We start from the raw sequence: 12,739 nt of genomic DNA, 5'->3' as shown, positions 1-12,739 counted from the left end.
AGTTTGCAGTCACTGGGTGGCTGGGATCTTCAAGTTAAGTAGTGTTCAGACCGCTTCGCCGATATTCCGTGTGGGACACGCCCTTACGTTGAAGTTTGCAGTCACTGGGTGGCTGGGATCTTCAGCCTTGTGCCTGGCTGAGCAAGCTTGACTAGTGCGCGATCATCTTGATCGCCACCACCGCGGCGCCGAGGGCTGACAGGGCGACCACGGCCAGCGCCTGCTGCCACCATCGCAGGTTCGTCCGGCGCACCGCCAGGAACGCGATCAGCGCCATCTCGATGACCAGGAACCACATGGCAAGCCAGACGGCCGTGGGGGTTTTGAGCACACCGATTGCGCTGACGATCAGGATGACGATGGGGCCGACGGCCGCTTCGAGGATCTGGCCCGACGAGCGCAACATGCCCCATGCGGCGGGGCCCCGCGGGGCGCGGCCCTCGACACCCAGTCGCGCGACGAACTCGGCCAGTAGGCTGGCCGCCCACAATCCGCCGGCGGCGACCGCGACGTCGAGGATTCGTGCCCACGCACTGGTGTTTTCGTCGGTGTACCGAGCGAGCACCGCCAGCGTCGCGAGGCAGGAGATGGCACCGTATAGGCGTTCGCGGAGCAAGGCGACAACGTGCTCGACGGGCGCCTCCGCGGCAGCCGTTGTCATGACAGCGGCCCCATGAGCAACGATCCTGATCGGCTACAGGCCTTGGACATGGCCAAACGCTACCGCCGCCGCACCCGGACGGATCAGGTTTCGGCGTCTGCGGACGGAGCCATCTCAGGCACCGCCCACCACGTGAGCCGCAACCGTGGCATCCGCCCAGCCCGCGAGCAGTCGGCCCGCCGCGTCCCAGGTGACGGCGGTCGCCGGGGAGTCCCGGTTCAGCGAATCGGTCGGGGTGAGCGGCCGGCCCGGCACTGCCGAGCGGGGCGACCACACCGCTGCCCGGCCGTCGTCGGATGTCGCAGCGAGCAGGTCGCCGCGGGCCGACCACGCGATGGAGGTGACGGCGTCGTCATGACCGCGCAGTATCCGCGGTGTGCTGCCCCGCGGGCCTCGGCCGGTGAAATCCCACACCGTGACGTCCTCGCCGCCGCCCGAGGCCAGCAGCGCCGAGTCGGGCGAGAAGGCCAGTGCGGTGATCTTCGTCGGATACCCGGACATGCCGAGCTCCTCGCCGCGCCGGCCGATCCGCCAGACGTGCAGTGTCGCATCTTGATTGCCGCTGGCAGCCCACTTTCGGTCGGTGCTGACGGCGAGTGCGAGCAGTGATCCCTTGAACGGCAACACATCCGGTGCCGAATCACGCGCGACAGGGTGGACGCGCACGCCACCGTAGGCGGCGCTGGCCACCCGGCGGTTGACCCACGCCACGCCGGTCACAGTGCTGGCCCGCTCGGCAGAGAGAAGCTCCGTGCCGTGCGAGTCGAGGACGATCGCGGTGCGGCCCACCGCGGCGGCCAGCCGCGCTCCGTCGAAACTCCACGCGACCGACGAGCACCAGCCTCCGTGCCGTCCGCCGATGACGCTGCCGTGGGCGTCGAGCACGTCCACTCCGTGAACCGATCCGACTGCGAGCCGGTCACCTGCCGGTGACCATGCCACGGTGAGGCATCCGAGCGAGAGTTCCTGCCGGGACTCGACGATGCCGTCGGCCGCCAGAATCGTGACCGAACCCTCCGCACCCGCGACGGCGATCCGGCCCTGCGGTGACGCGGCCAACGCGGCCACCGCATCGTCGACGCTGAGCCGCCAGGTGTCGCCGGCCAGTACCGATCGGCTCACTGGTTCACCAGGCAGGCTCGGAAGCCGGATTCGAGTTCGGCTCTGTCCAGGTGGCGTCCGATGAAGACGAGTCGGTTGGTGCGCGCTTCCCCGTCCCGCCAGGGCCTGCCCTCGGTGCCGTCGAACAGCATGTGCACGCCCTGGAAGACGTACTGCCGCGGTTGGTCGGCCAGGGCGAGGATGCCCTTGCTGCGGAAGATGTCGATTCCCTTGGTGGCCAACAGTTCTCCGAGCCACGAGTTGAGTTTCTCGACGTCGACATCGCCGTCGAGTTCGATTCCGACCGAGGTCACGGTCTGGTCGTGCTGGTGGTCCTGCTGCTCGAGGAACGCGGGATCGTCGGTGAGCACGCGCTGGAGATCGAATGCGCCGACGTCGAGGATGCGGTCGAGCTCGACCTTTGCGTTCTGCGCAGGCACGATGTCGGCACCGGAGTTGATGCCGCGCAGGCGGGTTTCGACCGCGGCGAGTCGCTCGGCGCTGACGAGATCGACCTTGTTGAGGATCATCCGGTCGGCGAAGGCCACCTGCTCGACGGCCTCGTTCTCGACGTCGTCGGGCTTGATTTCGTCGAGGTGGTCGAGCACGTGTGCCGCATCGACGACGGTCACGATCGCGTCGAGGCGAAGCTGCCCGCGGATCTCGTCGTCGACGAAGAACGTCTGGGCGACGGGTGCGGGGTCGGCCAGGCCCGTGGTCTCGATGAGGATGTGGTCGAAGCGATCCCGGCGACGCATCAGTGCGCCGAGGATGCGGATGAGGTCGCCGCGCACCGTGCAGCAGATGCAGCCGTTGTTCATCTCGAAGATCTCTTCTTCGGCGTCGAGTACGAGCGCGTCGTCGATGCCGACTTCCCCGAACTCGTTCTCTATCACCGCGATCCGCCTACCGTGCTGTTCGGTGAGGATCCGGTTGACCAGGGTGGTCTTGCCTGCACCGAGAAATCCGGTGATGACGGTGACAGGTACCCGTTCGTCAGTCGTGGTCGGCATGATCGTGTCCTTCCGGGTGTTCTTCGATCGCCCGCCGCAGCGCGGCGATGGTGAGGTCGGGCGTGGCGCTGGGCAGCTTCCACACTGTTCTGGGGGTGGAGAGGACCGCGACAACCGTTTCGACCGGCGGGCAACCCGGTTCGGTGCACGCGAGCTGCTGGACCAGCACCGTGGTGTGGTCGGGGATTCCGAGAGCGGACCGCACGGCTGTTTTGAGGTTGTCGATGTGCTCGCGGGTCGCCTTGGGCAGCGCGGTTGAGCGTGTGCTGCCGCCGGGGTTCACCAAACCGGGCATGGACACCACCTTAATGAAAATGATTTTCAACAAGGTATCACGCTGATCGCGGACTGCACCCGCGCCGTGACCGGCTTGACGAGCCACCTCGTACGCGCCGGTAGCCCCCATCGGCGCGGCCACGTTATTGCATCGGTTTTCCGCGAAACGGTGGCAAGAGCCGGACGCTGGACGAGGATCGCAACATGGAGCGGGAAAGCGGACGTGAGAGAAGGTTGCGGGTCTCCTCATTGGCGGCCGTCGCGAATCCGTCGTATTCGCGGATCGACACCTGGAACCTTCTCGATGACGCGTGCAGACAACTGCTGGCGATCCACCGGGCCGGCCTGGACACCAGGCATGTGGCCACCCGCGCGAAACGATTGCTCGACCGCCTCGGCGCCTACGAGCGGTACTGGCTCTACCCGGGTGCGGACAAGGTCGAGGACTTTCGCGGATACCTGGCCGATCTGGCCACCGAACTGCTCAGCGACGAGGTCTCACTCGCGGTGCGTTTGCTGTCCGAGTACGGCGACCAGGCCGCGCTGTTCGACACGTCGGCCTCGCTGCCCGAGCAGGAACTGGAGGTGCGGGCCAAGCGCCAGCAGTACTACACCGTGCTGCTCGCCGACGACTCACCGTCATCGGGGCCTGAGAGCCTGGCCGAGAACCTGCGTGCGCTGCGCAGTCCCGACGACGACGTGCAGTTCGAACTCTTGGTGGTGCCCAGCGTCGAAGACGCGATCACCGCGGTGGCGCTCAACGGTGAGATCCAGGCCGCGATCATCCGCCACGATCTGCCGTTGCGGGCCAAGGACCGGCTGCCGGTGATGGCGCGGTTGCTGGGCGCCAACGACCTGACCGTGGCCACCGACCGCACGCACGACTGGGTGGAGTGCGGTGAGTGGATCCGGGATCTGCGGCCCCACATCGACCGGTATCTGGTCACCGACGAGTCGATCGCGTCACCGAGCGAGAACGAACCGGACATCTATCACCGCACGTTCTACCGGCTCAACGACGCCACCGACCTGTACAGCACGGTGGTGGCCGGGATGCGCAACCGGTTCGCGACGCCGTTCTTCGATGCGCTGCGGCTGTATGCCGCGTCGCCGGTCGGGCAGTTCCATGCGTTGCCGGTCGCCCGCGGCGCCAGCATCTTCAACTCCAAGTCGTTGCAGGACATGGGGGAGTTCTACGGCCGCAACATCTTCATGGCCGAGACGTCGTCGACCTCGGGCGGTTTGGATTCGCTGCTGGATCCGCACGGCAACCTGAAGAAGGCGATGGACAAGGCCGCCAAGACGTGGGGTTCGAACCAGACGTACTTCGTCACCAACGGCACGTCGACGGCGAACAAGATCGTCGTGCAGTCACTCGTGCGGCCCGGCGACATCGTGCTGATCGACCGCAACTGCCACAAGTCGCACCATTACGGCCTGGTGCTGGCCGGGGCGTGCCCGCTGTATCTGGACGCCTATCCCCTGGAAGCGTTCGCGATCTACGGTGCGGTGTCGCTGCGCACCATCAAGAAGGCGTTGCTGGATCTCGAAGCGGCCGGGCAGCTGCACCGGGTGCGCATGCTGTTGTTGACCAACTGCACATTCGACGGCGTGGTCTACAACCCGCAGCGGGTGATGGAGGAGATCCTCGCGATCAAGCCCGACATCTGCTTCCTGTGGGACGAGGCGTGGTATGCGTTCGCCACCGCGGTGCCGTGGTCGCGCCAGCGCACCGCGATGATCTCCGCGGAACGGCTGGAGAACATGCTGGAGTCGCGGGAGTACGCGGCTGAGTACCGCGCGTGGCGCGAGTCGATGAAGGATGTGCCGCGCGAGCAGTGGGTCGACCATCGGCTGCTGCCCGACCCGGCCAAGGCCCGCATCCGGGTGTACTCGACGCATTCCACCCACAAGTCGCTCTCGGCGCTGCGGCAGGCGTCGATGATCCACATTCGCGACGAGGACTTCAACACCAAGAACCGCGACGCGTTCGGCGAGGCGTTTTTGACCCACACCTCGACCTCGCCCAACCAGCAGTTGCTGGCGTCTTTGGACCTCGCCCGCCGCCAGGTCGACCTCGAGGGCTTCCAGCTGGTCCGCTACGCGTACAACATGTCGCTGGTGTTCCGCCACCGCGTGCGCATCGACCCGTTGGTGAGCAAGTGGTTCCGGATCCTCGACGAGTCTGACCTGGTGCCCGAGGAGTACCGCGATTCCAAGGTGCGGTCGTACCGCCAGGTCAGCCAAGGTGCTTTGGAGGGCTGGAACGAGGCGTGGAAGACCGACGAGTTCGTGCTCGACCCGACGCGGGTGACGTTGTTCATCGGCAAGACCGGCATGAACGGCTACGACTTCCGCGAGAAGGTGCTGATGGAGCGGTTCGGCATCCAGATCAACAAGACCTCGATCAACAGCGTGCTGCTGATCTTCACCATCGGCGTCACCTGGTCGAGCGTGCACTATCTGCTCGACGCGTTGCGCCGCATCGCGACCGATCTGGACCGAAAGTTCAAGTCCGCCAGCAAGGCTGACCGCGAGCTGCAGGCCCGGCGCATCGAGGAGATCACCGAGGATCTGCCGCCGCTGCCCGACTTCAGCGAATTCGACATCGCGTTCCGGCCCGACGGCGCAAGCGCGTTCGGGGACATGCGGTCGGCGTTCTACGCGGGCTACGAGGAGTCCGACCGCGAGTACGTCCCGCTTGGCGCGGCCGGCCGGCGGATCGCCGAGGGCAAGACCCTGGTGTCGACGACGTTCGTGGTGCCGTATCCGCCCGGCTTCCCCGTGCTGGTGCCGGGCCAGGTGATCTCGAAACAGATCCTGTACTTCCTGGCTCAGCTCGACGTCAAAGAGATCCACGGTTACAACCCGGATCTGGGCCTGTCGGTCTTCACCGAAGAGACCGTCGCCCGGCTCACGGCGGCGCGGCTGGGAGCGTCCGACACGGAACTGCCGCGCGGCCAACTGATGCACGACTTTTCGTGAATCAGTCGAGCGACTGCAAGGCGATCCAGGCGCTGACGCGGGTCTGCGGATCGTCGAGCTGACCCGGTAGCGCCGCCTCGATGGCTTCGAGTCGGTTGCGCACGGTGTTGCGGTGCAGGCCGAGTTCCTCGGCGACCTTGAGCCGGGATCCGTGGTGGCGCAGGAAGCAGCGCAGCGTGTCCAGCTGTTCGGAATCCAGGTCGCGAAGCCAGGATTCGGCGAACGTTCGAGCTCGCGTAGGGTCGATGAGGCCGAGTGGGCCGTCGCTGATCACCCGGTCCCACACGACGAGTGCTGCGGTCGGCGTGGCCTGCGCGAGTGCCAGCCCGGCCGTTCGGTAACTGGAAGCGGCGTCGCTCAGCGCCACGGCGTCGCCCACTCCAACCTGTAGCCCGGCGTCGACCGCCACCGCGGCCATGGCTTCGGCCTGTTGCGGTTGGACGACCGCGCACACCTCGTCGGCGTGTGTGCCGACCAGGATGTCGCGGTGCTCCAGCGCCGCGATCGCGTCGTCCCGTTCGGACTCGCTGCCCGCCGCCCGCAGGATCCTGATCCGCTCCGGCAGTGCCGCGCTCGGCCAGTCCACCTCGAGCACCAACTCCGCTGTCCTGGCGTCGTTTCCGGCGATCAGCTCGACCGCGCGGCTGCGCAGGTGCCTGCGCGTCCTGGCCCGGCTGCGGTGCTGCTCGTCGACCAGGCCGAGTACCGCGACGGCCGTGGTGACCGCGTGTCGCTGCCCGTCGGACAGCCGCATCGGGCCCATCGCCGCCAGGTAGGTCGACGGCTTGCCCCGCAAGCCGATGGGGTGCACCGAAATTGACAGACCGGGGCGGGACTGGACTGCGGCCGAACGCAACCCGTGGGCCTGCAGCCGTCGGACGTCGTCGGCGACCTCGCCGAGCGGGAAGTCGGCCCGGCGCGGGCCGACGGGTCCGCTGAGCACGCGACCATCGGGCGACATGAGGCACACTGCGCCGTTGACGGCCTGAGCCAGCGCCGTGATGACGGCCGCGGTGGGATCGGGCCGGGCCGCCGCCGAGATCAAGCGGCGCTGCGTCTTGAGCGTCTCGCGCGCGGCGGTCGATTCCTGCTCTTCGAGCAACTGCGCGACGTGTCGACTGACCGCGACGAACGGTGTCTGTCGCGGCACCTCGAACACGTTGACCCCGTGCGCACGGCAGGCCGCGACCAGGCCGGGGGGCGTCTTGGCGTGTGTCAAGCCCGCGGCCATGCCGATCGCCGAGACCCTCGCCTCGGCCAGCCGCTGCACGTAGCCGTCCCATTCGGCATCCCACTGCCCGGTCTCCAGACCTGTGGTCAGCAGGATCTCGCCGCCTTCCAGAAAGGGCGCCGGATCTGGCAGTTCGCTGGTCGCGACCCACCTGACCACCGCTTTCGGGTCGCACGTGTGGAGACCGTGAAGGCCGAGGGGCTCGACGGCAAGCACTGTCTCGATGGTGACCACGATGACAGTTTCGCACAGTCTCCGACATGGAGATTGTGCATTCCTGCCCTGCGATTGCCGTCACGTCGTCCCTAGCGTGGGTCAGCAATACCGCAAGCAGTAGGAGGAGCACGTGACCATCACGGAGCTTGAGGCGCTCACCCAGGAACGTCGACTTGTCACCGCCATCCCCGGACCGATCTCGCAGCAGATGCAGGCCCGCAAGGACACCGCGATCGCCCGCGGCGTGGGAACCACGCTGCCTGTGTACGTCGTCGCGGCAGCCGGCGGCGTGCTGGCAGATGTCGACGGCAACCAGCTGATCGACTTCGGCTCCGGCATCGCCGTCACCACCGTCGGCAACAGTGCGCCTGCCGTGGTCGACGCGGTCACGCAGCAGGTCGCGGCGTTCACCCATACGTGCTTCATGGTGACGCCCTACGAGGGGTACCTGCGCGTGGCCGAGGAACTCAACCGGATCACGCCCGGCGATCACGACAAGCGCACCGTGCTGTTCAACTCCGGCGCCGAGGCCGTCGAGAACGCGGTCAAGATCGCCCGCGCGCACACCCGTCGCCAGGCCGTCGTGGTGTTCGACCACGCCTACCACGGCCGCACCAACCTGACCATGGCGATGACCGCCAAGAACCAGCCGTACAAGCACGGTTTCGGGCCGTTCGCCGGTGAGGTGTACCGGGTGCCGACGTCGTTCCCGTTGCGCGACGGTGAGATCGACGGCGCAGCCGCGGCCGCGCGGGCCATCGACCTGATCGAGAAGCAGGTCGGCGCGGACAACGTCGCCGCCGTCGTCATCGAGCCGATCCACGGCGAGGGTGGCTTCATCGTCCCCGCCCCTGGCTTCCTGCGTGACCTGCAGAACTGGTGCACCCAGGCCGGCGCGGTCTTCGTCGCCGACGAGGTGCAGACCGGATTCGCCCGCACCGGAGCGATGTTCGCGTGCGAGCACGAGGACGTGGTGCCCGATCTGATCGTCACCGCCAAGGGCATCGCCGGTGGTCTGCCGCTGTCGGCCGTCACCGGCCGCGCCGAGATCATGGACGCCCCGAACGCCGGCGGGCTCGGCGGCACGTACGGCGGCAACCCGCTGGCGTGCGCCGCGGCGCTCGCGGTGATCGACACCATTGAGCGGGAGCAGTTGGTGGCCCGCGCGGCCCAGATCGGCGAGACCATGATCGGCCGGCTCACCGCGATGGCCGCTGACGATCCGCGTATCGGCGACGTCCGTGGCCGCGGTGCGATGATCGCGATCGAACTGGTCAAGCCGGGCACCGTCGAACCCGACGCCGACCTGACCAAGCGCATCGCGGCCGCCGCGCATGCGAAAGGTCTCGTGGTGCTGACCTGTGGCACCTACGGCAACGTGCTGCGCTTCCTGCCGCCGCTGTCGATGCCCGACCACCTGCTTGCCGAGGGCCTCGACATCCTGGCCGAAACCTTCGGAGAGATCCGATGACCGTCACCACCGGAGCGCCTCAGGCCGTCGCGTCTGAAGCGACCGTCGCGCTGAGCCCGCTCGACGACGCGCGCTCGCAGCTGCGCGAGGCGACCACGATCCTCGGCTACGACGATGGCGTGTACACCGTGCTGGCCACTCCGCGCCGTGAGGTCACCGTGGGGATCCCGCTGCGCCGGGACAACGGTGAGATCGAGTTGCTCATCGGACATCGCGTGCAGCACAACGTGTCCCGCGGCCCCGCCAAGGGCGGTCTGCGCTACTCGCCCGACGTCACGCTCGACGAGGTGCGGGCCCTGGCGATGTGGATGACCTGGAAGTGTGCGCTGCTCGACGTGCCCTACGGCGGTGCCAAGGGCGGCGTCCGGATCGACCCGCGCCAGTACAGCGCCGCCGAACTGGAACGCGTCACGCGCCGCTACACCAGTGAGATCAGCCCGATCATCGGGCCCGCGCACGACATCCCGGCGCCCGACGTCGGCACCGACGAGAACACCATGGCGTGGCTCATGGACACCTACTCGGTGCAGAAGGGACATACGGTCCTCGGCGTCACCACAGGCAAGCCCGTGAGCCTCGGCGGCTCACTGGGCCGTGCCACCGCGACGTCGCGCGGTGTGGTGCACGTGGCCCTGGCCGCGCTGCGTTCGCGTGGCATCACGGTCGACGGATCCACGGCCGCCGTACAGGGTTTCGGCAAGGTCGGCAGCCACGCGGCGCGCTTCCTGTTCGATAACGGCGTCCGCGTCGTCGCGGTCTCCGACCAGTACGGAGCGGTCGCCAACGCCGCGGGTCTCGACGTGCCCGCGCTCGAAGAGCACGTCGCGGCAACCGGATCCGTGGTCGGCTTCGCAGGCGGCGTCGAGATCTCCGGTGCCGACCTGCTGGAGAGCGACGTCGATCTGCTGGTGCCCGCCGCGATCGAAGGCGTCATCCACGAGGGCAACGCCCACCGCATCCGCGCTCGCGTGATCGTCGAGGGCGCCAACGGCCCCACCACCCCGGAGGCCGACCTGGTGCTCAACGACGCGGGCCGACTCGTGGTGCCGGACATCCTGGCCAATGCCGGCGGCGTCATCGTGTCGTATTTCGAATGGGTGCAAGCGAATCAGGCGTACTGGTGGCGGGCCGACGAGGTCGAGTCCCGACTGGCCGAACGCATGCTCACCGCGTGGGACGAGGTCAGCGCGCACGCCGCGAAACTGAACCTGCCGCTGCGCACCGCGGCCACGTGCCTGGCCGTCGAACGCGTCGCGCAGGCCGCCCAGCTGCGCGGGCTCTACCCGTAATCTCGATAGACAGGAACACCGTGAACACCCACACCGTGATCGCCGAACTGGACGCCAAGCACGGCATCCTCATCGACGGCCAGGCCCACGGGGCCGCTTCGACTTTCGATGTCCACGACCCGGCCACCGGCAAGGTCATCGTCGAGGTCGCCGACGGCACCGTGTCCGACGCCCGCTCGGCGGTCGACGCCGCACACCGGGCGTTCCGCGGCTGGGCCGCGGTGGCGCCGCGCAAGCGCAGTGAAATCCTGCGCTGCGCATACGATCTGATGGTCGCCGACGCCGACCGGCTGGTCGCGCTGATCTGCTCCGAGAACGGCAAGTCGCAGGCCGACGCGCGCGCCGAGGTGATGTACGCCGCCGAGTTCTTCCGCTGGTTCAGCGAGGAAGCGGTGCGTACCGACGGCGGTTACGGGGTCAGCCCGGCGGGCGGGGCCCGAACCCTGGTGACGCACAAGCCGGTAGGGGTGGCGGCCCTGGTGACGCCGTGGAACTTCCCGGCTGCCATGGCGACGCGCAAGATCGCTCCCGCGCTCGCCGCGGGCTGCACCGTGGTGCTCAAACCCGCCGCCGAGACCCCGCTGACCGCGCTGGCGGTGGCCCGGATCCTCTCCGACGCGGGGGTGCCCGACGGTGTGGTCAACGTGGTGCCCACCACCGATGCCGCCGCGGTGGTGTCGGAGTGGCTGGCCGACGAGCGGGTCCGCAAGATCTCGTTCACCGGGTCCACCGGGATCGGCCGGGTGTTGCTCAAGCAGGCCGCCGACCGGATCGTCAACGCCAGCATGGAACTCGGCGGCAACGCGCCGTTCGTCGTGACCGCCGATGCCGATGTCGCGGCGGCCGTGCAGGGCGCGATGATCGCGAAGTTCCGCGGCGGCGGGCAGGCCTGCACCGCGGCCAACCGGTTCTACGTGCACGCGTCCGTGGTCGACGAGTTCGTCGCGGCCTTCGGTGCCGAGGTTGCCGCGCTGCGCGTCGGCCCGGCATCGGATCCCGCGTCGGAGATCGGACCGCTCGTGAGCGCCCGCGCGGCCGAGCGGGTGAGTGCCGCGATCGCCGCCGCGGTCGAGGCCGGAGCCGTGGTCGCCGCCTCTGCAGACGCGCCCTCCGGTGGCTGGTTCGTGCCGCCGACACTGCTGACCGGGGTTGCACCCGATGCGGCCATCCTGAGCGACGAGATCTTCGGCCCGGTTGCGCCCGTCGTGGTGTGGGAGACCGAGGACGAGCTGCTGCGCTGGGTCAACGACACCGAATACGGCTTGGCTGCTTATGTTTACGCAGGCCGGCTGCAGGACGCGCTGCGTCTCGCCGAGTCCTTCGACGCGGGCATGATCGGCATCAACCGCGGCATCGTGTCCGATCCTTCGGCACCCTTCGGCGGCATGAAGCAGAGTGGACTGGGCCGCGAGGGCGCCCGCGAAGGCCTGCACGAGTTCCAGGAAACGCAGTACTTCAGCGTCGATTTCGCGTGACGCGCTTGAGCTGAAGATTGCCGTCACCCAGTGACTGCAATCTTCAGTCTTGAGCTACGTCCGATTCTTGAGCCCGGACTGCACGCCGGGCTCGCCGCTACGGACGAAATGCAACTCGCGCACCATCCTCTATAACACTCGTCATAACTGGCTGGCAGGCTAGACTATGACGACTGTTATAGGCGAGGAGGGCGGAATGCCGGAGGCCACGGGTGACGCGCGCGGGCGCCTGGTCGCGGGAACCGCGGACATGCTGCGGCGGCGGGGCCTGAATGCCGCCAGTGTGCGGGAAGTGGCCAAGCATGCGGGCGCCCCGCTGGGCTCGACCTATCACTATTTTCCCGGCGGCAAGTATCAACTCGCTGCCGAGGCCGTGCGCTGGGCCGACGACCTCACGGCCCGAGCGCTTTCCGACGCCATGGCCGCCGGTCCCCGCGAAGGCTTGCGGCAGTTTCTCGGGATGTGGCGGGAAATCCTGGTGGACAGCGAGTTCCGCGCCGGGTGCCCCGTGCTCGCGGTCTGTGTCGAGGACGTGCCCGACGACGGCAGTGCCCCACGTGAAGCGGCGGTGTTCGCGTTCAGCAACTGGGTCTCGATCCTCGCGGCGGCGTTGCGCGACCACGGCGCCGGTCGTGACGACGCCACGGGGACGGCCACCTTGATCGTCGCGGCGGTGGAAGGAGCCGTGGCCATGTGCCGCGCCGAGCGCAGCACCGACCCGTTGGATCGCGTGGGCGAGCGGTTGCAGCAAATGCTCGATGAGCCGACGTAGTTGGTGCCACACCCGTCCCAAGATCCGGGCGTACTACCGATGTGCCCGCCTGTTTGCGACAAAGTCGCAGAATCAGCCCCTTGAGGCACTTGAAGCGCTTATGTCCCAAGGGAAACATCCCACCAGTCCGGCCAGCCTCAGGAATCGAGTTGTTGCTCACCTGCCCCGGGCCCGGCTGTCCGCGACTTTGTCGCGCGTAGGCGGGCACGCCGAAATCTGTTGCCTACGAGGCGAATAGGGCGGGACGGG

The 12,739-nt window shown here is 67.9% G+C and carries 10 protein-coding genes; 5 read left to right on the top strand and 5 right to left on the bottom strand.

The genetic code is table 11. The features are described from left to right. Positions 1-151: 151 nt before the first annotated feature. The 4 genes from G6N67_RS07695 to G6N67_RS07680 all read right to left on the bottom strand — a co-directional run bounded on the left by G6N67_RS07695 (position 152) and on the right by G6N67_RS07680 (position 3,070). Positions 152-661, bottom strand: a complete 510-nt coding sequence (locus G6N67_RS07695) for a hypothetical protein (RefSeq protein WP_036433189.1) — start codon at positions 659-661, stop codon at positions 152-154. A 114-nt stretch (positions 662-775) separates the two neighbouring features. Beyond that, positions 776-1,783, bottom strand: coding sequence for a WD40 repeat domain-containing protein (locus tag G6N67_RS07690; protein WP_051578754.1), 1,008 nt, complete (start codon positions 1,781-1,783; stop codon positions 776-778). Further along, entirely contained in the window at positions 1,780-2,775 is a 996-nt protein-coding gene (locus G6N67_RS07685) for a CobW family GTP-binding protein (RefSeq protein ID WP_036433192.1), read from the bottom strand. The genes G6N67_RS07690 and G6N67_RS07685 overlap by 4 nt, the downstream gene beginning before the upstream one ends. Continuing rightward, entirely contained in the window at positions 2,759-3,070 is a 312-nt protein-coding gene (locus tag G6N67_RS07680) for a hypothetical protein (protein WP_063835156.1), read from the bottom strand. Before G6N67_RS07680 ends, G6N67_RS07685 begins: the two co-directional genes overlap by 17 nt. A gap of 185 nt (positions 3,071-3,255) precedes the next feature. Between G6N67_RS07680 and G6N67_RS07675 the strand changes: the two genes are divergently transcribed. After that, positions 3,256-6,036: an aminotransferase class I/II-fold pyridoxal phosphate-dependent enzyme gene (locus G6N67_RS07675; protein ID WP_051578756.1), complete on the top strand. Its 2,781-nt coding sequence runs from the start codon at positions 3,256-3,258 to the stop codon at positions 6,034-6,036. Between the two features lies 1 nt (position 6,037). Here the strand turns inward: G6N67_RS07675 and G6N67_RS07670 are convergent, their stop codons facing one another. Beyond that, positions 6,038-7,501, bottom strand: a complete 1,464-nt coding sequence (locus G6N67_RS07670) for a PucR family transcriptional regulator (protein ID WP_036433194.1) — start codon at positions 7,499-7,501, stop codon at positions 6,038-6,040. A gap of 112 nt (positions 7,502-7,613) precedes the next feature. Here G6N67_RS07670 and gabT point away from each other — a divergent pair, with 112 nt between their 5' ends. The 4 genes from gabT to G6N67_RS07650 all read left to right on the top strand — a co-directional run bounded on the left by gabT (position 7,614) and on the right by G6N67_RS07650 (position 12,490). Then, on the top strand, positions 7,614-8,954 hold the full coding sequence (gene gabT, locus G6N67_RS07665) for a 4-aminobutyrate--2-oxoglutarate transaminase (RefSeq protein ID WP_036433195.1): 1,341 nt from the start codon (positions 7,614-7,616) through the stop codon (positions 8,952-8,954). Continuing rightward, the gene (locus G6N67_RS07660; RefSeq protein WP_036433197.1) at positions 8,951-10,243 is read left to right on the top strand and encodes a Glu/Leu/Phe/Val family dehydrogenase; all 1,293 of its coding nucleotides are present in this window, start codon (positions 8,951-8,953) and stop codon (positions 10,241-10,243) included. The genes gabT and G6N67_RS07660 overlap by 4 nt, the downstream gene beginning before the upstream one ends. Positions 10,244-10,263: 20 nt before the next feature. Next, on the top strand, positions 10,264-11,718 hold the full coding sequence (locus G6N67_RS07655; protein ID WP_036433200.1) for an NAD-dependent succinate-semialdehyde dehydrogenase: 1,455 nt from the start codon (positions 10,264-10,266) through the stop codon (positions 11,716-11,718). A 196-nt stretch (positions 11,719-11,914) separates the two neighbouring features. Further along, entirely contained in the window at positions 11,915-12,490 is a 576-nt protein-coding gene (locus tag G6N67_RS07650) for a TetR/AcrR family transcriptional regulator (RefSeq protein WP_036433203.1), read from the top strand. Positions 12,491-12,739: the final 249 nt, after the last annotated feature.

Origin of the sequence: Mycolicibacterium mageritense, from assembly GCF_010727475.1 — a bacterium.
GTDB classification, from domain to species: Bacteria; Actinomycetota; Actinomycetes; order Mycobacteriales; family Mycobacteriaceae; genus Mycobacterium; species Mycobacterium mageritense.
The sequence above is the reverse complement of the archived record's forward strand: the minus strand, read 5'-3'. Positions and strand labels throughout refer to the sequence as shown.

Bases quoted from the DNA above. Each gene is read 5' to 3' on its own strand.
- G6N67_RS07680 (WP_063835156.1), bottom strand. From the start codon at position 3,070: ATGCCCGGTTTGGTGAACCCCGGCGGCAGCACACGCTCAACCGCGCTG.
- G6N67_RS07650 (WP_036433203.1), top strand. From the start codon at position 11,915: ATGCCGGAGGCCACGGGTGACGCGCGCGGGCGCCTGGTCGCGGGAACC.
- G6N67_RS07695 (WP_036433189.1), bottom strand. From the start codon at position 661: ATGACAACGGCTGCCGCGGAGGCGCCCGTCGAGCACGTTGTCGCCTTG.
- G6N67_RS07675 (WP_051578756.1), top strand. From the start codon at position 3,256: ATGGAGCGGGAAAGCGGACGTGAGAGAAGGTTGCGGGTCTCCTCATTG.
- G6N67_RS07685 (WP_036433192.1), bottom strand. From the start codon at position 2,775: ATGCCGACCACGACTGACGAACGGGTACCTGTCACCGTCATCACCGGA.
- G6N67_RS07660 (WP_036433197.1), top strand. From the start codon at position 8,951: ATGACCGTCACCACCGGAGCGCCTCAGGCCGTCGCGTCTGAAGCGACC.